Source organism: Curtobacterium caseinilyticum (genome assembly GCF_030363035.1).
In the GTDB taxonomy this organism is placed as follows: Bacteria; Actinomycetota; Actinomycetes; order Actinomycetales; family Microbacteriaceae; genus Curtobacterium; species Curtobacterium caseinilyticum.
The window spans coordinates 13,855-36,664 of sequence record NZ_JAUCMN010000014.1; the positions used below are offsets into that span (position 1 = coordinate 13,855).

Here is a 22,810-nt window from a genome sequence, read left to right on the forward strand (position 1 = left end):
ATGCCCGCACCAGCAGGCGCCGGGACACCGGTCGCCGCCCCCGCACCGAGCCAGGTCGAGGCCGAACGGCGGCTCTACCGTCGCCAGCGCGGCCGTCGCTCGGTCGTCGTGTCGGTCGTCTCGACGCTCGTCGTCGTCGCGGTCGTGTGGCTCGGCGTCGTCAACACGCCGGGGTGGGCCGCGGTCCAGCAGTCGTTCTTCGACCCGCAGACCGCGATCGACACGTTCCCGGGCGTCCTGCTCGGCCTGTGGCTCAACGTCCGGATCCTGTTCTTCAGCGCGATCGGCGTCGCGGTGCTCGGCACCCTGCTGGCCGTGGTGCGCGGGCTGCGCAACCCGGTGTTCTTCCCGCTGCGGATGCTCGCGACCGGGTACACGGACCTGTTCCGTGGGCTGCCGCTCATCATCGTGCTGTACCTCGTCGGCTTCGGCATCCCCGGGCTCGGGATCCTGCCCCGGCAGCCGCCGGAGGTCTGGGGCACGATCGCCATCGTGCTGACCTACTCGTCGTACGTCGCCGAGGTGCTCCGCGCCGGCATGGAGGCCGTGCACCCCTCCCAGCGCCTCGCCGCCCGGTCGCTCGGCCTGTCGCACGCGAAGACCCTGCGACTGGTCGTCCTCCCGCAGGCGGTCCGCAAGGTGACGCCCGCGCTCATGAACGACTTCGTCTCGATGCAGAAGGACGTGGGCCTCGTGTCGATCCTCGGTGCGGTGGACGCCGTTCGGAGCGCCCAGATCGCACAGGCCGAGACCTACAACTTCACGCCGTACTTCGTCGCCGGCCTGCTGTTCGTCGTGATCAGCCTGCCGCTCATCCGCGTGACCGACGCGATCGCGCGTCGGCAGCAGCGCCGCGAGCAGATCGGAGGGACCGTGTGAGTGGCACGGACGAGGCGGGCGCGGGTCGCGCCTCCCGACCGGTCGACGGCCTGGAGGCCCGTGGTGCGTCCGACGCACCGGTGACCGTCCTGGAACTGCGCGGCCTGCGCAAGGCGTTCGGCGAGCACGAGGTGCTGCGAGGGATCGACCTGACCGTGCACCGGCACGAGGTCATCTGCGTGATCGGGGCGTCCGGGTCCGGCAAGTCGACGCTCCTCAAGACCGTGAACCTGCTCGAGGGCATCGACGACGGCGAGGTCCTGCTGCAGGGCACCGACATCGCGGACCCGCGGATCGACGTCGACGCGACCCGCGCGCGGATCGGCGTCGTCTTCCAGCAGTTCAACCTGTTCCCGCACATGAGCGTGCTCGACAACGTGACGCTCGCGTCGCGCAGGGTGCACGGTGTCGGCAAGGCCGAGGCCGAGGCCACCGCCAGACGGCTGCTCGACCGGATCGGCCTGGCGGACTTCGCCGGGTCGTACCCGGACCGGCTCTCCGGCGGGCAGCAGCAGCGCGTGGCCATCGTCCGGGCGATCGCGACCGCGCCGGAGCTCCTGCTGCTCGACGAGGTCACGAGCGCGCTCGACCCGCAGCTCGTGGGTGAGGTGCTCGACCTGGTGCGCGAGCTCAAGGAGCAGGGCGCGACGATCCTCATGACGACGCACGAGATGTCGTTCGCGCGGAACGTCGCCGACCGGATCGTGTTCCTGCACCGGGGCGAGGTGGTCGAGCAGGGCGCTCCGGCGGACGTGCTCGACCGCCCGCAGCACCCGGCGCTCGTCGAGTTCCTGTCCCGCGTCCACGCCTGACCCCGTCCCCCTCCGCAAGACGCAACGTCGGCGGCGCTGCGCAGCGGAACGGCGCTGCGAGGAACCGCCGACGTTGCGTATTGCGAGCCGGGCGAGCCGGGCGAGCCGGGCGAGCCGAGCTACGGGGTCAGGAGCACCTTGCCGATGACCTCGCCGTCGCGGACCCGGCGGTGCGCCTCGGCGGCCTCGGACAGGGGCAGCACCGAGTCGACGACCGGGCGCACCCGACCGTCGGCGACCATCGGCCAGACGTGCTCGCGCACGGCCGCCACGATGGCGGCCTTCTCGTCCGTCGGTCGCGCACGCAGCGTGGTGGCGCTGATCGTCGCGCGCTTGCGCATCATCGCCCCGAAGTCGAGCTCGCCCTTCGCTCCGCTGCCCGCCGCGATCACCGCGAGGTGCCCGTTCGGCGCGAGCACCTCGAGGTGCTTCGCGAGGTAGTCCGCCCCGACGACGTCGAGCACCACGTCGACCCCGCGGCCGTCGGTGAAGGCCAGGGCACGCTCGACGAAGTCCTCGGTTCGGTGGTCCACCACGAGGTCGGCGCCGAGCTCCTCGGACGCCCGGACCTTGCGCTCGCCACCGCTCGTCGCGATCACCCGGGCGCCGAGTGCCTTCGCCCAGACGACCGCGTGCGACCCCATGCCGCCCGTGCCGCCGTGCACCAGGAGCGTCTGTCCGGGTCGGAGCCCGGCGATCATCCCGACGTTCGAGTACACCGTGCACGCCGCCTCGGGCAGCCCCGCGGCCTCGATCAGGTCCACCCCGTCGGGGACGGGCAGCACCTGCGTCGCGGGCACCGCCACGAGCGTCGCGTAGCCGCCGCCGGACAGCAGCGCACAGACCCGGTCGCCCACGGCGAACCCGTCGGCGCCCTGGCCGAGTGCGCGGACCATCCCGGAGACCTCGAGCCCGAGGACGTCGGACGCCCCGGGCGGCGGCGGGTAGTTGCCCGCCACCTGCTGCAGGTCGGCGTTGTTGACGCCGGCTGCCGCGACCTCGATCAGGACCTCGCCGGGCCCGGCCACCGGGTCCGGGTGCTCGTCGAGTCGGAGTCCGCCGTCGTGCGCTGTGATCGCCTGCATGCCCCCGACGGTACGCGCCCGGCCGCAGCACCCTGGACGCGCGCCGTGTACCGTCGGGGCGGATCCGCGCCGGTCCGTCGCGCGGGCACGAACAGGGGGGACACACATGCCCAGGAAGACCATCGCGGTCGCGACCGCCGCGCTCGCCGTCGCACTGCTCGCCGGCTGCTCGACCGGCGGGTCGGAGGATGGCGGATCGGATGCCGCCGGGTCCGGCTCGACCCAGACCTCCGCACCGCGGTCGGCCACCCCGGAGGCCGCGTCGCAGTCGAAGGCCGAGGCGTGCTCGGCGTTCCAGTCCGAGGTCGAGGACGCAGCGAAGGACCTGCAGGAGCAGTCGAGCCAGTTGCAGGCCGATCCCGCCGCCGCCCTGGCGAAGCTGGACGAGCTCGACCAGTCGGTGTCCGAGGGGGTCGCCTCGGTGCAGAACGCCGAGGTCAAGCCGAAGGCGCAGGCCTTCCAGGCCGCCTACCGCGACCTGCTCACCGAGGTCAAGGCGATCACCCAGGACCCGGCCTCGGCAGACATGGCGGCGTTCAAGGCATCCACGCAGGGGCTCGAGGCCGCGAGCACCGACTTCCGCACGGTCTGCCCGTCGTCCTAGCGGCACCGCACGACGACGCCCCGCCCACCGATCGGCGGACGGGGCGTCGTCGTGCCGTGCGGGTCAGGCCGCGGGCTCCGCGCGGTCGAGCCGCTCGACGTCCTCGTCGCGGAGCTTGATGGTCGCCGCGACCACCGAGTCGAGGATCGACTGCGGCCGGGACGCCCCGGGGATCGGGATCACGACGTCGCTCTTCTGCAGCTCCCAGGCCAGCGCCACGACCTGCGGCGACACGTCGCGCTCGCGAGCGATCACGGCGAAGTCCTCGTACGCGGTGCCGAGGTCCGCCGCCTTCGCGATGCCGCCGAGCGGGCTCCACGGCAGGAACGCGATGCCGAGCTCGTCGCAGAGCTCGAGTTCCGGCTCGCTCGACCGGAACGCCGGCGAGAACTGGTTCTGCACCGAGGCCAGTCGGCCGCCGAGGACCTCGTTCGCCTCGCGGATCTGGTCGGGGTCGGCGTTCGAGATGCCGGCCATCCGGATGACGCCCTCGTCGAGGAGCTCCGCGAGCGCGCCGACCGAGTCGGCGTAGGGCACGGCCGGGTCCGGCCGGTGGAACTGGTACAGGCCGACGGCGTCGACACCGAGCCGCTTCGCCGAGGCCTTCGCGGCCTCCTTGAGGTACTCCGGCCGACCGTCCTGCGCCCACGGGCCCGGCTCCGGCCGCAGGTGCCCGCCCTTCGTCGCGACGAGCACCGCGTCGGTGTCGCCGTGGAACGCACGGATCGCCTTCGCGATGAGCTCCTCGTTGTGCCCGACCTCGTCCTTCGCCGCCTGGTGGTAGGCGTCGGCGGTGTCGATGAGGGTCACACCGGCCTCGAGGGCCGCGTGGATGGTCGCGATCGCCTGTCGCTCGTCGGGTCGTCCCTCGATGGACATGGGCATCCCGCCCAGACCGATGGCGCTGACCGACACGTCTCCGATGACTCGTTGCTTCATGCGCCCAGCATGCGCTGACGGTTCGGCACCGCGCCCAGCGTGCGGGGAGGGGACAGGTGGTCGAGGGCGGGTGGGCGGCGCGTGGCGGGCGGGGCGCGCGGGACCAGGTCCCGGACACGGCACCAGGGAGTTCCGCGGTGCGGCGGCCGGAACCTGGTTCCGGTGGTCGCGTCCGACGGGTGCGCGCCTACGGTGCCTGCAGCGCGGACACCGGACCGGTGTCGGCCCCGGTGCCGGTGGCCTCGGCGAAGACGACCCCGCCCCAGGTCACGACCGCGATCGCCAGCACGAAGCCGAGGGCCGCGATCCACCACGACGAGCGCCGGCGCACCCAGGCACCGATCGCGAGCACGACGGTGGCGACCCCGATGACGAACGCGCCGCCGACCGCGATCGCGGCACCGCCGAGGAACCGCCCGGGGGAGCACCCCGTCGCCGCGTCACAGCTCGCGGTGGCGGACACGACGGCGATGATCCCGATCACCGTGGTCAGGATCGTCAGCACGGCGCCGAACGCCAGCAGCAGCACGGTCGACACGCGGTCGGCGACCCGGCCGGCGGGGAAGAGGGTCGTGCCACCGCGCTCCCACGCGGCGCGCTCGGCACCGCTCGGACCGGAGGGCGAGGACTGCGGCGGACCGCCGGACGGGTGCGACCAGGTCATGCGACCGGTCTACCGTGCCTCGACGCCGAACGCCTGGGCGAGGCGCTGGATCTTCTGCGCACGGCCGAGTCGCGGCAGGTCGGAACCGTCGCGGATGACCTGCCCGCGGGCCTCGAAGTCGTCGAGGAAGTCCTGCGCCCACGCCACGTCGGTCGGGGTCGGCGAGATGACCTCGTTGATCACGGGGAGCTGCTCGGTGTCCAGGCAGAGCTTGCCGGTGAGTCCGAGCGACACCGCCACCTGCGACTGCTCGCGGAGGATCGCGTGCGCCGAACCGACGGTCGGACCGTCGATCGGACCGGGCAGGTCGCCGACGCGGGACGCCACGACGAGGCGTGACCGCGGGTACGCCATGGCGAGCGTGTCCGCGGAGGTGCCGGTGTCGCGGCGGTAGTCACCCGAGCCGAACGCCAGCCGGAACGCACCCTGGGCCTTCGCGATCGCCGTGGCCTCCTCGATGCCCAGCGCGGACTCGACCAGCGCGATGACCGGCGTGTGGCCGCCGAGCCGGTGCCAGGTGTCGGTGACCTGCGCGGGGGACTCGGTCTTCGCGAGCACCACGCCCTGCAACCCCGGCAGCCCACGGAGCTCCTCGACGTCGTCGGCCCAGAAGTCGGTCGTGACGTCGTTGATCCGGACCCAGGCCTCGCCGCCGCCCGCCAACCACGACGCGACGGTCGTGCGGGCACCCGGCTTCGCTGCGGGGTCGACGGCGTCCTCGACGTCGAGGATGATCTGGTCGGCACGGGAGCGCTGCGCCCGCTCGAACCGGTCGGCGGCGGTGCCGGGCACGAGGAGCCAGGAGCGGGAGATCTCGGCGGGGACGGACCGGCGTCGGTCCGGCCTGGTCGACGATGGGGCGTGGGCGGACGGGGCGGTGCGGTCGTCGATGGCCATGACCCGTTGGTACCACACCGGCTGCTCGGACTGCGCACCGGGCCCGCCCGGAAACCCCGAAACGTCGGGTCATTGCCAGGGTGGTCGGTCGCTTCCGCCTACAGTGTCGGATGTGTGGCGAGACAGGGTGACCGACGGCGCGGACGACGGAAACGACGACGTCCCCGTCGAGGGTGCCACCGCGCCCACGGACGGACGACAGCGGGGAGAGCAGGAAGAGACCGTCGTGACGGACGAACCCGACCGCACCCTGCGTCCCGAACTGCAGCTCACGAGTCCGCAGGCGATCAGCCTGGGCGACCCGCGCCTCCAGGCCGGCAACGCCGCCGAACCGACGTGGGACGCCTGGCGGACCCAGCTGACCGGTGTCGGGGGCACGAGCCCGCTCACCCACTTCAGCGACCACCCGCGCGCCCGGATCGAGCTCTCGACGACGCACCCCGGCGGCCTCGCGCAGTTCATCACCGGCAAGACGACCCTGCTGTCGAGCCTGATCCGCGACGAGGTCGCGCTCCGCGCCGCCCGTGTCGCGGCGGCCCAGGTCGAGGCGAAGGGCACCGAGCTCGCGACCGTGCGGGGCATCGACGCGGTGAAGCTCGGCATCGGCATGGCCGACTGGCAGCACGGTGACGAGCACTTCCGCGGCCCGGTCCTGCTCCGGCCGCTCGCGATCCGCCGGCACGGCCGTGACTTCGAGGTCCGCCTGCTCGGCGAGCCCGTGCTCAACCCGGGCCTGGCCGACGCGCTGCACGAGCAGCACGGGGTCATCCTCGACGCGCAGTCCTTCGTCGCCCTCGCGCAGCAGGACGGCTCGTTCACGCCGAACCCCGTCATCGACCGGCTCCGCGGCCTGACCGCGCACATCCCCGGGTTCTCGGTGCACGCGCGCCTGGTCGTCTCGACCTTCGCCGAGGTCGCCAGCGGCATGGTCGAGGACACCGGCGACCTGTCGCACCCCGTGCTCGACGCCCTCGCGGGCAACCCGAGTGCGAAGTGGCAGGTCGAGCAGTCGTACCACCCGGTCGAGCAGACCCCCTCGGACGAGCGCAGCCCGGAGACCGACACGCTCCTGCTCGACGCCGACGACGAGCAGGAGAACGTGATCGCGCAGATCACGGCCGGCAACTCCATCGTCGTGAAGACCCTGCCGGGCACCGGCGGCACGCAGACGATCGTGAACGCACTCGGCGGTCTCGTCGCCGCGAACAAGCGCGTCCTCGTGGTGAGCCCCCGTCGTGCGACCCTGCGGGGGATCGCGGCCCGGTTCAGCGAGGTGCAGCTCCCCGGTGTCGCCGTGACACCGGCCACCCTGCGCCGCGACGTCGTCCGTGCGATCGCCCGCAACGAGAAGGCCTCGCGGCCGAACCTGCGCGAGGTCGACGACGCCCTGGTCCGGCTGCGCAAGGTCCTCACCGACTACCGCGGCTCGCTGACCCGCGTCGACCCGGACTTCGGCGTCTCGGTGCTCGACTGCCTGGTCGAGCTCTCGCGGCTGTCGCTCCTGCCGGTGGCGCCGTCGACGACCGCCCGACTGTCGAAGCGGTCCGTGACGAGCATGGTCGAGGGGCGCTCGCGCGTCGCCGAGACCATGGTCAGCGCCGCGAACCTCGGCGAGTTCCGCTACGGCCCCGGCGACTCGCCCTGGTACGGCGCGAAGTTCAGCTCGAGCGACGGCGCGCAGCGGGCGCACAAGACCGCGCAGGACCTCGACGCCGACGGGCTGCCGACGCTGCTCCGCCGGGCACACGACCTCGTCGCGACGACGCACATGCGGCAGTTCACGACCATCAACGAGCTCGGCATCTACCTCCGCCTGCTCACCGAGATCCGGGACACCCTCGACCGGTTCCTGCCGGTCGTGTTCGATCGGTCGGTCTCCGAGCTCGTCGCCGCCACAGCCCCGCGCGGCGAGGGTGCGCCGATGTCGTCGACGAACCGTCGTCGGCTGAAGAAGCTCGCGCGTGAGTACGTGCGCCCCGGTGTGCACGTGTCCGACCTGCACGAGGCGCTCACCCGCGTCCAGCAGCAGCGCGTCCTGTGGCAGCGCTACGTCGCCGCGGGCGTCAACCCCGAGGTCCCCACGGGCATCGGCGACGTGCAGGTGCTCTTCTCGAACGTCGTGCAGGACCTCGCGCGGCTCGACGAGCCCCTCGGCCGGACCGACCGCGACCGTCAGCTCGCGAACCTGCCGATCGACGAGCTCGTGCCGACGATCGCCGAGCTCGCGGCCGAGTCCGACGTGCTGCACAACCTGCAGGAGCGCACCGAGCTCATGCAGACGCTCCGTGACCTGCAGCTCGAGCCGCTCATCACCGACCTGGCCAACCGCCACGTGCCGGACACCCAGGTGCCGGCCGAGCTCGAGCTCGCCTGGTGGCAGTCCGCGCTCGAGACCATGCTCGAGTCCGACCGGGCCCTGCTCGGCGGCAACACCGACATGCTCGACCGGGTCGAGGCCGACTTCCGTCTCGTCGACGACGCACACGCCGCCGGGGTCTCCCAGGGCCTCGCGTGGCAGCTCGCCGAGAACTGGAAGGTCGGACTCGTCGACTGGCCGGACGAGGCCACCGCGCTGAAGACGCAGCTCAAGGAGGGTGCGATCACCTCGCGCCTGCTGCAGGACTCGGCGCCGCACCTGTCGCGGTCGATCGCGCCGGTGTGGCTCGCGTCGCCGTACGAGGTGTCCGAGATCGCCGACACGATGCCGTTCGACACGGTGATCCTCGTCGACGCCGGTGCCGTCACGATCGCCGAGACCGTCGGTGCCGTCCGCCGCGCACGCCAGACGGTCGTGTTCGGCGACCCCGTCACGCAGACCCCGTCGCCGTTCCGGATCGCGGTCGACCCGGACCACCGCGCACTGCAGGTGGACGAGGGTGCGCTCGACGCGCTGCACGCCGACTCCGCCCTGGCGAAGCTCTCCACGCTCCTGCCGACCCTGTCGCTGACACGCTCGTACCGTGCCGGCGGCGAGGACCTCGCCGAGCTCGTGAACCGCCGCTTCTACGGCGGCCGCATCGAGTCGCTGCCGTGGGCCGGCTCGTTCCTCGGCCACGGTTCGATCGCGATCGACTACGTCAGCGACGGCAAGGCCGTCCCGGACCCCGAGTCCGGTGCGGTCGAGAGCGTGGACGCCGAGGTGGACCGCGTCGTCCGGCTCGTGATGGACCACGCCCGCACGCGTCCCACCGAGTCGCTCATGGTCATCACCGCATCGGCCAAGCACGCCGTCCGCGTCGAGCAGGCCGTCCTGACCGCGGCGCAGGGGCACAAGGACCTGACCGAGTTCGTCATCGGCGACCGCGCCGAGCCGTTCATCGTCGCCACCCTCGAGCAGTCGGTGGCGCAGAGCCGCGACCGCGTCGTGTTCTCGATCGGCTACGGCCGGACGCCGCACGGCCGGGTCCTGCGCGACTTCGGCCCGCTCGGCAAGCCGGGCGGGGAGCGCCTGCTCGCCGTCGCGATGACCCGCGCACGCCGCTCGATGATCATCGTCACGTGCTTCCAGCCCTCGGACATCGAGGCCGAGCGGATGGGCCACGGCACGGTCGCGCTGGCCGAGATCCTCGCCGAGGTCCGCGCCCGCACCACGGCCGAGTACGTCCCGGACGACTCCGACCCGCTGCTCGTCGACCTGGCGCGCCGCCTCGAGATGCGCGGCATCCCGGTCGCGCTCGGGCACCGCGGCAAGCTCGGCCTGGTGGCCGCGCACGGCGGTGTCTGCGTCACGATCGAGACCGACGCGTCGCTCGTCCGCGGTTCGTTGCGCGAGTCGCTGCGGCTCCGCCCCGAGGTGCTCCGTCGGCTCGGGTGGCACTACGTCCGCGTCCACGCGTTCCAGCTGTTCTCCGACCCGGACCGCGTGGCGGACACCGTCGCGTCGGTCCTCGGCGTCGACCGCGGCGTCACGCAGGAGATCTCGATCCCACCGATCCCGGCACGCCGGTGAGCACGTCGGAGCTGCGCCCCGGCGTGCCCGTGTCGGGCCCGGCGAGCCGGTGAGCCGACGCGCGTCCCGCGCCGCCGGACCGGTGACGCCGGAGACGGACCAGCTGGTGGGGTCGTGGAGGCGGGCCGACGACGCGGCGCAGGTCGCGCCTCCCGTCCGCCCCCGGACGGCGGTCGACGACACGACGGAGCGGCCGACGGCCCCACTTCGCCGCAGCAGGCGCGTCACCACCCAGCCGGCTCCGGGCAGCGACCCGTCGCCGGCCACGGAGCCGGCGCGGCACCGCGACGGCGAGAACGACGCCCAGCTGCTCCGCGACGTGCCCCCACACTGGTGACGGGTAGCCTGAACGTGATGAGTGACACCGTGCGGCAGCGACCCGACTGGCAGACGTGGCCGAACCTGATCACGGTGGTGCGGTTCCTGCTCATCCCCGTGTTCATCGGGTTCGTCGTCGCCGGGCACCCCGGATGGGCGCTCGTCACGCTCGTCGTCCTCGGCGTCAGCGACTGGGCCGACGGCTTCATCGCGCGACGGTTCGACCAGGGTTCGGAGCTCGGCAAGGCCCTCGACCCCGTGGCCGACCGGCTCGCGATCATCGCGATCGTGCTCTCGCTCGTGCTCGTCGGGCTGCTGCCGTGGCCGAGCGTCGCGATCATCGTCCTGGTCGACCTGGTGCTCGTCGTGCTCTCGTGGTTGTGGTTCCGCGGCAACCCGGACCTCGACGTGACCTGGACCGGCAAGGTCCGCTCCGCGCTGCTGTTCGTCGGCCTGCCGCTGCTGCTCTTCTCGTCGACGTCGGTGGCGTCGCAGCACGACTGGGTCCGCGTGCTCGCGCTCGTCTTCGTCTGGCTCGGGACGATCGGCCACGTCGTCGCCGGGGTGCAGTACGCCCGGGCCCTCGCCGCGAAGCACCGGACGCAGCCCCGCCCGGTCTGACCCCGCGGCGGCTCCGTCGCGGCGGCCCCGCAAGACGCAACGTGGGCGGTTCCTCGCAGCGGGATGTCGCTGCGGGGGACCGCCCGCGTTGCGTTTCGCGAGGGAGGGACGGGGCTAGAGCTTCGTCGAGCCGCCGATCCCCGGACCCTCGGGCGCGGTCGACGGGGCGACGTGTGCACCGCCGCCGGTGCTCGCCGTCACGCCGTTCTGCGCGCGGAGCAGGTCGCGGATCTCGAGCAGCACCTCGACGTCGGTCGGCGGGACGTCCTGCGGGGTCTGCTGCTCGTCGTTCTTGACGCGCTCGAACGCGATCTTCTTGAGCCGGTTCACCGGGACGACCAGGGCGAAGTACACCACGGCGGCGACGATGAGGAAGTTGAGCACGGCACCGATGATCGCGCCGAACAGGATCTTCGCCGAGCCACCCGAGACCGTCGGGATCGCGACGACGAGCGCCTTGTCGAGGCTCGACGCGTTGAAGACGGCTCCGATGAGCGGGTTGATCAGGCTCGTCACGATCGCGGTCACGATCGCGGTGAACGCCGCACCGATGACGACCGCGACGGCCAGGTCGATGACGTTCCCGCGCAGCAGGAACTCCTTGAAGCCCTTCACGCGGGCCTCCTTCCGTGTCGAGGAGACCCCACCGTACCGACGGGGACGAGCGACCGTCAGGAGGCGCTGGGCGCAGCCGGCTTCGACTCGGTCTTCTTCGTCTCGGTCTTCGCGGGCGCGCTCGACGACGAGGAGGACGACGAGGACGAGGCTCCCGACGACCCCTCGGCCTTCGGCGTCGACCGCGAGTCGGTGCGGTAGAAGCCACCGCCGTTGAAGGTCACGCCCACGGGCGAGAACACCTTGCGCAGTGCACCGCCGCAGACGGGGCACTCGGTGAGGGAGGCGTCGGAGAACGACTGCTTGATGTCGAAGGCGTTGTCGCACTCGGTGCAGCGGTACGAGTAGGTGGGCACCCTAGCTCCGGAAGGTGATGATGCGCGACGGCGTGATGATGCCGTCGACGGGTTCGTCGTGGGCCTCGCGCGGGACCTCGTCGAGGTACTCCGCGTCGAAGATCACAGCATAGACGGGCGGCCGGTTCGCCATCGACCCGAGGGTCTTGTCGTAGTAGCCCCGGCCCCAGCCCATGCGGCAGCCGTCGTGCCCGACCGCAGCGGCGGGCGTGAGGATCGCATCGACGTCGCCGAGCGCGAGCGGGGAGAGCACCTCGCCGACGACCTCCGGCATGCCGTGCAGCCCCTGCTGCTCGGTGGACCCGTCGCCGACGGCCCAGTCGAGCAGACCGTCCTCGCGCGTGATCGGCAGCAGCACGCGGACGCCGTGCTGGTGGGCCCACTGCAGGAAGGGACGGACGTCGGGCTCGTCGGGCGCCGACAGGTAGAGGGCGAGCGAGCGGACCTGCCGCTCCTCCACGAAGCGCTGCAGGGTCGCGGTCAGCGACGCGCTGTCGGTGTCGCGCTCGGTCGTGGTCCGGGTGCGCCGCCGCTGCCGGAGCTCGGCTCGCAGGGCGCGCTTCTCGTTCCCGAGATCGGCGGTCATGGCGGGGAGTCTACCGAGGCCGGGTTTGCGGCTTCCCGCTGCGGGGAGCGTGATGCCGTGTCCTCCGAAATGACGATGTCGCCCTCCAGGACACGTCCGGTACGTTCTCGGACATGGGCTTCCAGATTTCGAAGGCGGTGATCCCGGCCGCAGGCCTGGGCACGCGCTTCCTCCCCGCGACCAAGGCGATGCCGAAGGAGATGCTCCCGGTCGTCGACAAGCCGGCGATCCAGTACGTGGTCGAAGAGGCCGTGAACGCCGGCCTCACCGACGTGCTGATGATCACCGGGCGCAACAAGAACGCGCTCGAGAACCACTTCGACCACGTGGCGGAGCTCGAGGAGACCCTCAAGAAGAAGGGCGACCACGAGAAGCTCCAGAAGGTCAACCAGTCGACCGACCTCGCCGACATGCACTACGTCCGCCAGGGCGACCCGCTCGGCCTCGGCCACGCGGTGCTCCGAGCGAAGATGCACGTCGGCCGCGAGCCGTTCGCCGTCCTGCTCGGCGACGACATCATCGACGCCCGCGACCCGCTGCTCAAGCGCATGATCGAGGTCCAGGGCGAGAAGAACGCGACGGTCGTCGCGCTCCTCGAGGTCCCGGAGTCGCAGACCCACATGTACGGCATCGCCACGGTCGAGGAGACCGACACCGACGACGTCGTGAAGATCACCGGCCTGGTCGAGAAGCCCCCGCAGGGCGAAGCACCCTCGAACCTCGCCATCATCGGCCGCTACGTCATCCGTCCCGAGGTCTTCGACGTCCTCGAGAAGCAGGAGCCGGGCAAGGGCGGCGAGATCCAGCTCACCGACGCGCTCATGAAGATGGCGGGCGCCGAGGAGTGGACCGGTGGCGTGTACGGCGTCGTGTTCCGTGGACGCCGGTACGACACGGGTGACAAGCTGGACTACATCAAGGCGATCGTGCAGCTCGCCTCGGACCGCGATGACCTCGGCCCCGACCTCAAGGCGTGGCTGAAGGACTTCAACGCGGGAGAGTAGCCACCCCGTCGCGAACGGGTCCGGGGTCCGCCCCGGGCCCGTTCGTGCGTCCACCCGGCCGACCACCGGGCACCGGAGGAACCACAGCGATGACGACGATCCCGACCCTGTCCCACGGGCGGGTCACGATCCGGCCCCTCCGGCTCCGCGACACCCGCGACCTCGACGTCGCCCTCGCCACGAACCGCTCGTGGCTCCGCACGTGGGAGGCCACCAACCCCTCCGGTCACGTCTCCACCGACGTCCGCGGCAGCATCCGCGCCCTGCAGGCGAACGCGCGCGCGGGCCTCGGTCTGCCGTTCGCGATGGAGCTCGACGGCCGCTTCGTCGGCCAGCTCAACGTGTCCGGCATCACGTACGGCTCGCTCGCCAGTGCGTCCATCGGCTACTGGGTCGTCGAGGACGCGGCCGGGCACAACGTCACGCCGATCGCGGTCGCCATGGCCGTCGACCACTGCTTCCGGGTCGTCGGCATCCACCGCATCGAGATCTGCATCCGTCCGGAGAACGTCCCGAGCCTCCGGGTCGTCGAGAAGCTCGGCTTCCGGTTCGAGGGCCTCCGCCGCCGGTACATCCACATCAACGGCGACTGGCGCGACCACTTCTGCTTCGCCCTGGTCGCCGAGGAGGTGCGCGAGGGCGTCCTCGACCGCTGGGTCGCCGGGCGGGTCCCGCCCGGCGTGGGCAGCGTGCCCGCGTCCGCCCGCGACGAGGCGGCGACACCGCTCGACACCCGACCGCGCATCTGACGGTCCGTCCCGTCACGCCGACGCACCGGCCTGGAGGCTCGCCCCACCGCCCACGGATTCGGTCACGACTCGCGCAACACGCGTCCGGCAATGGGCGGTCCGGGGAACGCGCGCCCCTACCGTGTCCCCATGGCAGGTATCGGCTCCTGGGGCGGCGGCATCGTCCTGCTCATCGCGGCCGTGCTCTGGGTCGTCTACCTCATGCCGTCGTGGGCAGCACGTCGGCAGTACCTCGCGACCGAGCGGAACGCGATCCGGCTGCAGCAGACCCTGCGCATCCTCGCGCAGACCGCCGAACTCCCCGACGAGGTCCGGGTCGAGATGAACGCGAAGTCCCTGGCCGAGGCGCAGCGCGTCGCCCGGTCCGAAGAAGCCAAGCGCGCAGCCATCGTCCGTGCCCACGAGGCCGCCCGGCAGCGTGAGATCACCCGGCGTCTCGCCGAGCAGCAGCCGGCGCTGGAGCGGGTGTCCTCGGTGCCCGCGCTCACCGCCATGCGGATGCGTCGCTCCCGACTCGGCGCGACCCTATTCGGCACGCTCGGCGTCCTCGTCGCGGCCGTCGTCTTCATCGCCGCACCCGGGGCCTGGCTCGTCGGCGTCGCCGGGCTGGTCGCCGCCGGTGGGTCCGCAGCGGTCCTCGCGCAGCTGCACCAGGTCGCCCAGGCGCGGAAGGCGCGTGCCGCGGCGGGCGCTGCGGAGGCGACCCGCGCCTCCCGGCAGGCGAGCACGTGGACGGACCCGGCGCCGCCGCTGTCGACCGAGCAGCCCGCGGAGCCCGTGCGTGACCGGAGCTGGACCCCGTCCCGTGTGCCGAAGCCGCTGTACGTGGAGCGGCCGGCCGCACCCGCGGCGACGCCCGAGTCGTCCGCCGAGCTGGCGGCACGCCTCCGGGAGCGCGTCGCTGCGGCGAAGGCCGAAGCCGAGGCCGAGGCGGCGGCGATCCGGGCGGGGGAGAGCGACCCGTCGCTCGCACGCGTGTCGCGCCTGCGGTCCGACGTCGAGGACGCCGCCGCGTCGCTCTCCGCCCACGACCAGGGGCGCCTCGCGGAGCGGCTCGGCCTCAGGGCGCCGGCGGCGCGGTCCACTGCGGCGCCGTCTGCTGCTGCACCCGCGCCGTCTACTGACCCCGCGACCGAGGAGTCCGCCGAGGCCGGAGCGGCCGCTCCGCCCAGCCGCTGGGCCGGCATGGGCGTCATCGACGACGACGCCTACCAGCAGACGGACCTCGACGCGATCATGCGGCGTCGTCGCGCGGTCTGACCGGACACGACCCGCGGCACGCCCGGCCGCCGCGGACCGATTTCGGTTCGCGCTCCCGGTGGTGCTAGTGTGGTCGAGCACTTGGGGCTATGGCGCAGTTGGTAGCGCGTCTCGTTCGCAATGAGAAGGTCAGGGGTTCGAATCCCCTTAGCTCCACCAAGCACAAGCAGCCACGACGCAGGAAGGCCACCCGGATCGGGTGGCCTTCCTGCGTTGCGCGGTGGACTGCTCAGCCGGGGATGCTGTCGGTCAGGACGCCGGCCTGCGCGAGTTCGGTGTGGATCGCGTTCGCGGCCTGCTCGAACGCCCGGTTGCCGCGCGCGACGCCGAGCGCGCCGCCCTTGACGGCCGACCTGCCGGAGCCCCGGAGCAGTCGGGCGACCGTGCGGCCGTCGGGTGCGATCATCAGCTGCACGTCGAGGCGGGTGTGGAAGGTCCGGTCGTTCGCCAACCCGCCGACGAGCAGTGTCAGGCCCAGGCTGCCGCGGGCGGCACGGAGGGCGCCCTGCTCGCCGTCCTCGACGGTGTAGCCCTGGCGGACGAGGGCGTCGCGGACGCGGGCGCGGGTGGAGCCGGGATCGGCGGCGACGAAGAAGTCGTGGCTCTCGGGCATGCGGGACGGATCCTTCCGATCGGTGGTGTGCTGCCAGTGATCCTGCCGTACCGTCGCCTACCCTGATCAGGTCATGACTGCCTCGTTCACCCGTCGTTCCCTGCTCTCGCTCGCCGGTGTCACCGGGATCGGGCTCGCCGTCGCCGCGTGCTCCCGCAGCGAGGACCCCGCGCCGGGCACCTCGGGCAGCGCCGGATCCGGACGGACCGGGTCGGACGGGTCCTCGCCGAGCGCGCGCCCGACGGCCGCGTCGGTCGAGCCCGCGCAGCTCCCGCTCGCCGGCGGGGTCACGGTCACGGTGACCGGGACCGGGCTCGCCGCGGTGCAGGGCGTCACCGTCAGCGGCATCGCGGCCCGCGACGTCCGGGCGACGGCGACGAAGGTGACCTTCACGGCACCGCACCAGGCGATGTACACGGCCGGGTCGGCGGACGTCGCGCTCTTCACGTCGGCGATCGAGCCGAGCCCGTCGGCCAACCAGTCGTCCGACGGCAACGGCAGCGCAGCGAACGACGGGCAGACCGGTGCGACGCAGGACGACGCCGCTGCGACACCGACGCCCACGGCCGCGCCGACGCCCGATGCGTCCACCGCGGCCGCGACGACCTCCGTCGCCTACGCAGCCCTCACCGACGTCGACCGGCAGCTCGAGTACGCGATGCGGTACTGGAAGGACTACAACCTCTCCGAGTACGGCACGATGAACCCGATCGGCGGCGACTGCGCGAACTACGTCAGCCAGACGCTCGTCGCCCGCGGGTGGGAGCAGCGGGACGACTGGTACAACCGGGCCGGGGGCGCGCAGCACAGTGCCACGTGGACGTACTGCCCGGCGATGGACCCGTGGATGACCGCGAACGCATCGACGTTCGGCCTGACCAGGAGGTCCCTCGACGAGCGGAGCAAGGTCAAGGTCGGCGACATCGTGTTCTACGACTGGAACGACAACCAGTCGCCGGACCACGTGACGATCGTCTCCGAGGTGTTCACGGAGCCGGACGGAACCGTCCGGATCAAGTCCGCGAGCCACAACCAGGACGGGCCGTACCGCGACCTCGACGAGATGATCACCGTGCAGCACCCGGGCGGGACCGCCTGGTTCCACACCTTCGACGCGTAGCCCGAGCCCGGGCCCGAGGAGCCCGACGCCTGATCCCGCGTCCCGCGCGTCAGGGGTAGCCGAGGAACCACAGCAGCACGATCGCGACCGGCTGCAGGCACACCCCGACCACGAGCCACGACATGGTCCGCCGCCGCGTCCCCGTGAACGCGTCCGACCCGAGCAACGGCGCCGTCGGCATCAACAACCGCGGCAGGCTCTGCTGCGGCAGGAACACCGCCACCAGGTACAGCGCGTACGACGCCGTGAACGCCACGACGTCAACCCCGAGCGCCCGCACACCCCGGCGTGTCCAGAACCACACCGCACCCGCGAGCACCACCACCACGAGCACGACGCCGAACGGCCCGAGCCACGTCGACGCCATCGTGAACCAGGGCGTCAGCGGCGCGAAGTGCTGCCTCCCGACGAAGCCCGTCCACCAGGACAGCTCGGTCTCGAGGTACGCGTCCGGCTGCCCGGTCACGGTCGACGCGACGACGGGCCACGCCAGCCCGGCGGCCGCGATCCCGAGCCCCGCCACGACGATCGCCACGGCGTCCCGCACCGGCATCGCTCGGCGCTCCTGCACGATCCGCACGACCAGGTGCACCGCGAGCGCCACCGCCAGTGCGAGGGCGCCGGGCTTCGTGAACGCCGCGACGACCCCGAGCGGCAGCACGAGCCAGTACCGCCGGCGCACGAGGGCGAGCAGGCCGCCGAACAGCAGCAGCAGGAACGTGCTCTCCGCGTAGGCGACCTGCAGCAGGAACCCGGTCGGCGCGAACGCGAAGAGCGCGGTGGCCCGGGTCGCACGCCGCTCGTCGGACACCGCCCGCACCAGCCGCCACAGCACGACGCACGTCCCCGCCCCGGCGAGGGTCGCGACGAGCACACCCGCCGCCCAGAACGACCCACCGACCACCGGCAGCACGGCCCGGGCCAGCGCCGGGAACACCGGCAGGAACGCCCACGGGTTCGGCAGCACGTGCCCGGCGGCGTCGGTCGGCAGCGTGGTCGGGTAGCCGTGCTCGGCGATCGTCCGGTAGAAGGACGCGTCCCAGGACCCGAGGAACGCCGTGAAGGTGCCCTCGCGTCGGTACGACGCGAACCGCCAGCCGTTCGCGGTGGCGAGCAGCCAGACGGTGAGCAGCAGGACCGTGCTGACCACGCGTGAGGCCAGCCACACGAGCAGGGGAGTGGTCCACCCGCTGTGCCGTCCCTCCCGTCCGTCCGTCAGCACGCGTCGGGCGCGGGTCGGCAGCCCCGGCCCGGGCCCACGCCGCCGGTTCCGGGTCGACGCGCCAGCGGCGTCCCGGCCGTGCCGGTGGGGGGAGGCACGGGTCGTCTCCGCCAGGTCGGTCACCGACCGATCCTCCCACCCCCGGGGCGGCGGGCGCGCTGTCCGGTCCCCGCACCCCCAGCGGGCGCCAGGGCGCCCGGCGTTGGATCGGGCACGTTCCCTGGAGACCACCAACAGGAGGAATCATGCCCTTCATCACCGTCGGCGCCGAGAACGGCCACGACATCGACCTGCACTACGACGACTTCGGCTCGGGCGACCCGGTCGTCCTCGTCCACGGCTGGCCGCTGTCCGGCCGCTCGTGGGAGGGTCAGGTCCCGGCGCTCGTCGAGGCCGGCCACCGCGTCATCGCCTACGACCGTCGCGGGTTCGGACAGTCCTCGCAGCCCTGGGGCGGCTACGACTACGACACCTTCGCCGCGGACCTCGACACGCTCATCACCGAGCTCGGGCTGACGAACGTCACGCTGATCGGCTTCTCGATGGGCGGCGGCGAGCTCGCGCGCTACGCATCGACGTACGGCACGGCGAAGCTGAAGAAGCTCGTCTTCGCCAGCGCGGTGCCGCCGTACCTGTGGAAGTCGGACGACAACCCGGACGGCGCGGTCGACCAGGACCTCGCCGACTGGTTCGCGAACGGCATCACCGGAGACCGTCCGGCGTTCCTGCACCAGTTCGTCGACATGTTCTACACCGCGGGCGGTGAGCCGGGCTTGCTCAAGAAGCCGCTCGTGAGCGACGACCAGCGCGCCTACGACCTGTCGATCGCGGAGCTCGCATCGCCGAAGGGCACCCTCGACTGCACCGTCGCGTTCGCCACGACGGACTTCCGCGACGACCTGACGAAGATCGACGTCCCGACGCTCGTCATCCACGGTGACGCCGACGGCATCGTGCCGTTCGAGGCCTCGGGCAAGCGCACGGCGGCGGCGATCCCGAACGCCCAGACGCACGTCATCGAGGGCGGGCCGCACGGCGTGCTGGCCTCGCACACGGACGAGTGGAACGAGGCCGTCCTCCGCTTCCTGGCCTCCTGACCCCCTCCCCTTCCGCAAGACGCAACGTGGGCGGTTCCTCGCAGCGGTACTCCGCTGCGCAGGGCCGCCCACGTTGCGTCCCGCGGGCCCGGACGGCCCACGCGCGCGTTCCCGCCCGGTAGCTCAGCGCCCGGTGACGGCGGCGCGGATCCGCTCGATCGGCACCTTCGGCGTGCGGTCGGCGTTGAGCAGGCCGTTCGTCTCCTGCATCGTGTCGGTCAGCTGCGTCCAGCACGACCCGGCCAGGAACGCGCTCGCCCGCACGCCGTCGTAGAGTGCCGTGATCCGGGCCACCCAGTCGTCGCCGTCGACGGCCGAGGTGTAGCCCCAGCCGTCCTCGCGCCGGGCCCCCGGCTGGAAGTCCACGCCGCCGAACTCGGTCAGCATCACCGGCTGCCCGCCGTCGACCGCGCCGCCGACCAGGATCCGCCGGTCGGCCGGACCACGGCCGCCGAGCAGGGCCGTCCGTGCGGCGTCGTCCGCGTAGGTCGCCGCGAGCCGGGTACCGTCGCCCTCGTAGTCGTGGATCGTCGTGATGTCCGAGTTCGTGTGCTCCCACCCGTCGTTCGAGATCACCGGACGCGTCGGGTCGAGCGCCCGCGTCACGTCGGCGAGGGCCCGCGCGTACGCCTGCTGCGCCGGGTCGGTGGCGATGTGCTGCACGCCCCAGCTCTCGTTCGCCGGCACCCAGGTGACGATCGACGGGTGCGAGGCGTCGCGCTCGACGGCGTCCATCCACTCGCGCACGAGCCGCTGCACGGCGAGCGGGGTGAACGCGTACGCGCCGGGCGCCTCGCCCCAGACGAGCAACCCGAGGCGGTCCGCCCAGAACAGGAACCGCGGGTCCTCGATCTTCTGGTGGTTGCGAGCGGCGGTGAAGCCGAGCTCCTTGATGAGCTCGACCTCGCGCCGGAGGGCCTCCCGCGACGGTGCGGCGAGGTGCGACTCCGGCCAGTAGCCCTGGTTGAGCACGCTCCGCACGTCGTAGGCGCGCCCGTTCAGCAGGAAGGCCCCGCCGTCGGTGCCGACCGTGCGGACGCCGAAGTACGTCGACACGGCGTCGAGCGGAGCCCCGCCGTCCGCGGGCAGCAGCGACACCACCGCGTCGACCAGGCGCGGGGTCTCCGGCGTCCAGACGAGCTCGTCCTCGGCCTGGCCGTTCTGCTGCCGCGCCACGGGCACGACGACCTCGACCTCGTGTGCGTGCTCGGGGACGGTGGTCTCGACGGTGCCGAGGTCCTCGTCGCCCTCGTGCCACCTGCTCGCGACGCGGATGCGCGCACCGGCCGGGCGTTCGCCGGCGAGCCGGACGGTCAGGCGCATCGTCGCGTGGTCGACGTTCGTCCAGCGCAGGCGCTCGATCGACGCGGTCGGCACGGCCTCGAGCCAGACGGTCTGCCAGATCCCGGTCGTCCGGCGGTACCAGATCGCGTGCGGGTGCTCGTGCCAGTCCTGCTTGCCGCGCGGCTGCGTCACGTCGTGGGGGTCGTCCTCGGCCCGGACGACCAGGGTGTGCTCGGCGTCGGGGTCCGCACCGAGGGCCTCGGTCACGTCGAACGAGAACGGCGTGTGGCCGCCCTCGTGCTCGCCGACGAACTGCCCGTCGATCCAGACGCGCGCACGGTGGTCCACGGCGCCGAAGTGCAGCACGAGCCGAGGCGCAGCGTCACCGTGCCCGGCGGCGTCGAGGTCGGCACGGGTCAGCGTGCGGGCGTACCAGACGACGGGGTGGAAGCCCGGCTCGTCGATGCCCGACGCGGGTGACTCGGGTGGGAACGGCACGGTGATGTCCCGCGCGTCCGGGAACCCCGTGCGCCAGGCCGGGTCGTCCCCGGTGTTCCGGAACGACCACGTGCCGTCCAGGTCAGCCCACGCGGCGCGCAGCACCTGCGGGCGGGGGTACGTGCCGTCCTGCTCGGACGCCAGGGGGAGTGCGGGGGACCGGTGGGCGGCGTCGGTGCCGTCGAGCGAGTGCATGCACCCATGCTGACCGGTTCCTACATCGTTGTAAAGCGCGGCGGCGACATCGCCCGGGACACGCCCCGGTACCGACGCGTACCGTTCGCTGCATGAGCGCCGAGGCACCCGACCAGGTCACCGATCGCACCCTCGAGGGCTGGATCGCCCGGCAACGCTGGTACGCGGCGAAGGGCGGGACACCGGCGCTCCGCACGATCGCCGAGACCGACGGCACCCGGCTCGTCCTCGACGACGCCCCGACCGGTGCCGTGCTGTACCAGGTGCCCCTCGCGGCTCCGGTGCCGGGTGCCCCGGACGCGGAGCCGGTCGACGGCACCTCGGACACCGACTGGGTCCGCGCCCTCGCTGCCCGCATCGACGCCGACCCGAGCAGCCTCCGGCCGATCGGCGAGGTCACCGCGTCCCACGTGCTCTCCGGCGAGCAGTCGAACACCTCGGTCATCTGCGACACCGCGGCGGGCGACCAGGTCATCGTCAAGGTGTTCCGCGTCCTCCACCACGGCGACAACCCGGACGTCACGACGCAGCTCGCGCTCTCCGCCGCCGGCAGCACCCGCGTGCCGAGCGTCTACGGGGCGCTCAGCAGCAGCTGGCCCGACACCGGCCGACCCGACGGCACCGCACGGGGCCACCTCGCCTTCGCCCAGGAGTTCCTCCCCGGGCTCGAGGACGCCTGGCGGGTCGCGCTCCGCGACGCCCGGCACGGCACCGCGTGGGACACGCAGGCCGCCGCACTCGGCGAGGCGCTCGCCGAGGTGCACCGCACCCTCGCCACCGCGATGCCGACCGAGCCCGCCGACCAGGCCCGCCGGGACGCGGCCGTGGCGACCATGCACGCGCGTCTGGACGCCGCGGTGCGCGAGGCACCGACCATAGAGCCGCACGTGGACGCCGTCCGTGCCGTGTACCAGCGAGCCGCCGAGGCGCACTGGCCCGACCTGCAGCGCATCCACGGCGACCTGCACCTCGGGCAGGTCCTCGCCGCACCGGAACCCCGCGGCTGGGTCTTCCTGGACTTCGAGGGCGAGCCGCTCCGGCCCCTCGCCGAGCGGACGCTCCCGGACGTGCCCCTGCGCGACGTCGCCGGGATGCTGCGGTCCTTCGACTACGTCGCGGGTGCGCTCGCGCACGACGCCGAGTTCGTCGACGCGGGCGTCTGGGCGCAGGCCGCGCGCGATGCGTTCCTGGACGGCTACCGGCGTGGGACCGGCGAGGACCTCGCGGCGCACCACGCGCTGCTCGACGCGTTCGAGCTCGACAAGGCGGTCTACGAGGTCGTCTACGAGACGCGGAACCGGCCCGACTGGGCCGGCATCCCCCTGGCGGCCGTGGCGCGCCTGGCGGCGCGCAGCGCCGACTGACCGCGGTGGGGGAGACGGGCGGCGGTCGTCGCCGCCCCGCGGCGCACGTGCGTCCCTGACGGACGGGAGGCGCGGCACC

At 72.7% G+C, this 22,810-nt stretch carries 21 protein-coding genes and 1 tRNA gene; 12 read left to right on the plus strand and 10 right to left on the minus strand.

Annotated elements, in window-relative coordinates:
- Both QUG93_RS15350 and QUG93_RS15355 read left to right on the plus strand, forming a co-directional pair.
- The gene (locus tag QUG93_RS15350; protein WP_289475377.1) at nt 1-879 is read left to right on the plus strand and encodes an amino acid ABC transporter permease; all 879 of its coding nucleotides are present in this window, start codon (nt 1-3) and stop codon (nt 877-879) included.
- A gap of 80 nt (nt 880-959) precedes the next feature.
- The gene (locus tag QUG93_RS15355; RefSeq protein WP_434533123.1) at nt 960-1,691 is read left to right on the plus strand and encodes an amino acid ABC transporter ATP-binding protein; all 732 of its coding nucleotides are present in this window, start codon (nt 960-962) and stop codon (nt 1,689-1,691) included.
- Between the two features lie 119 nt (nt 1,692-1,810).
- On the opposite strand, the gene QUG93_RS15360 is transcribed toward QUG93_RS15355, so the two are convergent.
- Entirely contained in the window at nt 1,811-2,776 is a 966-nt protein-coding gene (locus QUG93_RS15360) for an NAD(P)H-quinone oxidoreductase (RefSeq protein ID WP_289475379.1), read from the minus strand.
- 106 nt (nt 2,777-2,882) lie between these two features.
- Between QUG93_RS15360 and QUG93_RS15365 the strand changes: the two genes are divergently transcribed.
- Nucleotides 2,883-3,380, plus strand: a complete 498-nt coding sequence (locus tag QUG93_RS15365) for a hypothetical protein (RefSeq protein ID WP_289475381.1) — start codon at nt 2,883-2,885, stop codon at nt 3,378-3,380.
- A 63-nt stretch (nt 3,381-3,443) separates the two neighbouring features.
- Here the strand turns inward: QUG93_RS15365 and QUG93_RS15370 are convergent, their stop codons facing one another.
- From QUG93_RS15370 to QUG93_RS15380, 3 genes are all read right to left on the minus strand, one after another.
- A complete protein-coding gene (locus tag QUG93_RS15370) occupies nt 3,444-4,319 on the minus strand; it encodes an aldo/keto reductase (RefSeq protein WP_289475382.1) in 876 nt (291 codons plus the stop codon).
- Between the two features lie 187 nt (nt 4,320-4,506).
- On the minus strand, nt 4,507-4,983 hold the full coding sequence (locus tag QUG93_RS15375; protein ID WP_289475384.1) for a DUF6264 family protein: 477 nt from the start codon (nt 4,981-4,983) through the stop codon (nt 4,507-4,509).
- Nucleotides 4,984-4,992: 9 nt separating this feature from the next.
- Nucleotides 4,993-5,880, minus strand: coding sequence for an HpcH/HpaI aldolase/citrate lyase family protein (locus QUG93_RS15380; protein WP_289475387.1), 888 nt, complete (start codon nt 5,878-5,880; stop codon nt 4,993-4,995).
- A 226-nt stretch (nt 5,881-6,106) separates the two neighbouring features.
- Here QUG93_RS15380 and QUG93_RS15385 point away from each other — a divergent pair, with 226 nt between their 5' ends.
- Entirely contained in the window at nt 6,107-9,829 is a 3,723-nt protein-coding gene (locus QUG93_RS15385; protein WP_289475389.1) for an AAA family ATPase, read from the plus strand.
- A gap of 354 nt (nt 9,830-10,183) precedes the next feature.
- The gene (locus QUG93_RS15390; RefSeq protein ID WP_289475391.1) at nt 10,184-10,768 is read left to right on the plus strand and encodes a CDP-alcohol phosphatidyltransferase family protein; all 585 of its coding nucleotides are present in this window, start codon (nt 10,184-10,186) and stop codon (nt 10,766-10,768) included.
- A 114-nt stretch (nt 10,769-10,882) separates the two neighbouring features.
- Here the strand turns inward: QUG93_RS15390 and mscL are convergent, their stop codons facing one another.
- Genes mscL through QUG93_RS15405 form a run of 3 tightly spaced genes read right to left on the minus strand, consistent with a single transcriptional unit; the run spans nt 10,883 to nt 12,325 of the window.
- Nucleotides 10,883-11,383: a large conductance mechanosensitive channel protein MscL gene (mscL, locus tag QUG93_RS15395; RefSeq protein ID WP_289475393.1), complete on the minus strand. Its 501-nt coding sequence runs from the start codon at nt 11,381-11,383 to the stop codon at nt 10,883-10,885.
- Nucleotides 11,384-11,439: 56 nt separating this feature from the next.
- A complete protein-coding gene (locus QUG93_RS15400; RefSeq protein WP_289475396.1) occupies nt 11,440-11,739 on the minus strand; it encodes an FmdB family zinc ribbon protein in 300 nt (99 codons plus the stop codon).
- A gap of 1 nt (nt 11,740) precedes the next feature.
- Nucleotides 11,741-12,325 carry a 5-formyltetrahydrofolate cyclo-ligase gene (locus QUG93_RS15405; protein WP_289475399.1) on the minus strand — a complete coding sequence of 195 codons (585 nt, stop codon included), beginning with the start codon at nt 12,323-12,325 and terminating at the stop codon, nt 11,741-11,743.
- Between the two features lie 113 nt (nt 12,326-12,438).
- On the opposite strand from QUG93_RS15405, the gene galU reads away from it, so the two are divergent.
- From galU to QUG93_RS15425, 4 genes are all read left to right on the plus strand, one after another.
- Nucleotides 12,439-13,329, plus strand: a complete 891-nt coding sequence (gene galU, locus QUG93_RS15410; RefSeq protein WP_289475401.1) for a UTP--glucose-1-phosphate uridylyltransferase GalU — start codon at nt 12,439-12,441, stop codon at nt 13,327-13,329.
- An 89-nt stretch (nt 13,330-13,418) separates the two neighbouring features.
- Entirely contained in the window at nt 13,419-14,078 is a 660-nt protein-coding gene (locus tag QUG93_RS15415) for a GNAT family N-acetyltransferase (RefSeq protein ID WP_289475403.1), read from the plus strand.
- A gap of 129 nt (nt 14,079-14,207) precedes the next feature.
- Nucleotides 14,208-15,338, plus strand: a complete 1,131-nt coding sequence (locus QUG93_RS15420) for a hypothetical protein (protein WP_289475405.1) — start codon at nt 14,208-14,210, stop codon at nt 15,336-15,338.
- Between the two features lie 83 nt (nt 15,339-15,421).
- Nucleotides 15,422-15,497: transfer RNA gene (locus tag QUG93_RS15425), tRNA-Ala, on the plus strand.
- A 70-nt stretch (nt 15,498-15,567) separates the two neighbouring features.
- On the opposite strand, the gene QUG93_RS15430 is transcribed toward QUG93_RS15425, so the two are convergent.
- Nucleotides 15,568-15,951 carry a hypothetical protein gene (locus QUG93_RS15430; protein WP_289475407.1) on the minus strand — a complete coding sequence of 128 codons (384 nt, stop codon included), beginning with the start codon at nt 15,949-15,951 and terminating at the stop codon, nt 15,568-15,570.
- A 73-nt stretch (nt 15,952-16,024) separates the two neighbouring features.
- Between QUG93_RS15430 and QUG93_RS15435 the strand changes: the two genes are divergently transcribed.
- Nucleotides 16,025-17,071: an amidase domain-containing protein gene (locus tag QUG93_RS15435; protein ID WP_289475409.1), complete on the plus strand. Its 1,047-nt coding sequence runs from the start codon at nt 16,025-16,027 to the stop codon at nt 17,069-17,071.
- Between the two features lie 49 nt (nt 17,072-17,120).
- Here QUG93_RS15435 and QUG93_RS15440 read toward each other — a convergent pair whose 3' ends face one another.
- Nucleotides 17,121-18,221 carry a hypothetical protein gene (locus QUG93_RS15440; RefSeq protein ID WP_289475412.1) on the minus strand — a complete coding sequence of 367 codons (1,101 nt, stop codon included), beginning with the start codon at nt 18,219-18,221 and terminating at the stop codon, nt 17,121-17,123.
- A gap of 317 nt (nt 18,222-18,538) precedes the next feature.
- Here QUG93_RS15440 and QUG93_RS15445 point away from each other — a divergent pair, with 317 nt between their 5' ends.
- On the plus strand, nt 18,539-19,390 hold the full coding sequence (locus QUG93_RS15445) for an alpha/beta fold hydrolase (RefSeq protein ID WP_289475414.1): 852 nt from the start codon (nt 18,539-18,541) through the stop codon (nt 19,388-19,390).
- A gap of 123 nt (nt 19,391-19,513) precedes the next feature.
- On the opposite strand, the gene QUG93_RS15450 is transcribed toward QUG93_RS15445, so the two are convergent.
- Nucleotides 19,514-21,367 carry a glycoside hydrolase family 2 protein gene (locus QUG93_RS15450; RefSeq protein WP_289475415.1) on the minus strand — a complete coding sequence of 618 codons (1,854 nt, stop codon included), beginning with the start codon at nt 21,365-21,367 and terminating at the stop codon, nt 19,514-19,516.
- A 92-nt stretch (nt 21,368-21,459) separates the two neighbouring features.
- Here QUG93_RS15450 and QUG93_RS15455 point away from each other — a divergent pair, with 92 nt between their 5' ends.
- On the plus strand, nt 21,460-22,731 hold the full coding sequence (locus QUG93_RS15455; protein WP_289475416.1) for a maltokinase N-terminal cap-like domain-containing protein: 1,272 nt from the start codon (nt 21,460-21,462) through the stop codon (nt 22,729-22,731).
- The last annotated feature ends 79 nt before the right edge of the window (nt 22,732-22,810 follow it).

Excerpts from the sequence above, each read along its gene's own strand:
- QUG93_RS15450 (WP_289475415.1), bottom strand. The coding sequence starts at position 21,367 with ATGCACTCGCTCGACGGCACCGACGCCGCCCACCGGTCCCCCGCACTC.
- QUG93_RS15375 (WP_289475384.1), bottom strand. The coding sequence starts at position 4,983 with ATGACCTGGTCGCACCCGTCCGGCGGTCCGCCGCAGTCCTCGCCCTCC.
- QUG93_RS15360 (WP_289475379.1), bottom strand. The coding sequence starts at position 2,776 with ATGCAGGCGATCACAGCGCACGACGGCGGACTCCGACTCGACGAGCAC.
- QUG93_RS15405 (WP_289475399.1), bottom strand. The coding sequence starts at position 12,325 with ATGACCGCCGATCTCGGGAACGAGAAGCGCGCCCTGCGAGCCGAGCTC.
- QUG93_RS15390 (WP_289475391.1), top strand. The coding sequence starts at position 10,184 with ATGAGTGACACCGTGCGGCAGCGACCCGACTGGCAGACGTGGCCGAAC.
- QUG93_RS15350 (WP_289475377.1), top strand. The coding sequence starts at position 1 with ATGCCCGCACCAGCAGGCGCCGGGACACCGGTCGCCGCCCCCGCACCG.
- QUG93_RS15445 (WP_289475414.1), top strand. The coding sequence starts at position 18,539 with ATGCCCTTCATCACCGTCGGCGCCGAGAACGGCCACGACATCGACCTG.
- QUG93_RS15380 (WP_289475387.1), bottom strand. The coding sequence starts at position 5,880 with ATGGCCATCGACGACCGCACCGCCCCGTCCGCCCACGCCCCATCGTCG.
- QUG93_RS15420 (WP_289475405.1), top strand. The coding sequence starts at position 14,208 with ATGGCAGGTATCGGCTCCTGGGGCGGCGGCATCGTCCTGCTCATCGCG.
- QUG93_RS15455 (WP_289475416.1), top strand. The coding sequence starts at position 21,460 with ATGAGCGCCGAGGCACCCGACCAGGTCACCGATCGCACCCTCGAGGGC.
- QUG93_RS15365 (WP_289475381.1), top strand. The coding sequence starts at position 2,883 with ATGCCCAGGAAGACCATCGCGGTCGCGACCGCCGCGCTCGCCGTCGCA.
- QUG93_RS15430 (WP_289475407.1), bottom strand. The coding sequence starts at position 15,951 with ATGCCCGAGAGCCACGACTTCTTCGTCGCCGCCGATCCCGGCTCCACC.
- QUG93_RS15370 (WP_289475382.1), bottom strand. The coding sequence starts at position 4,319 with ATGAAGCAACGAGTCATCGGAGACGTGTCGGTCAGCGCCATCGGTCTG.
- QUG93_RS15435 (WP_289475409.1), top strand. The coding sequence starts at position 16,025 with ATGACTGCCTCGTTCACCCGTCGTTCCCTGCTCTCGCTCGCCGGTGTC.
- galU (WP_289475401.1), top strand. The coding sequence starts at position 12,439 with ATGGGCTTCCAGATTTCGAAGGCGGTGATCCCGGCCGCAGGCCTGGGC.
- QUG93_RS15415 (WP_289475403.1), top strand. The coding sequence starts at position 13,419 with ATGACGACGATCCCGACCCTGTCCCACGGGCGGGTCACGATCCGGCCC.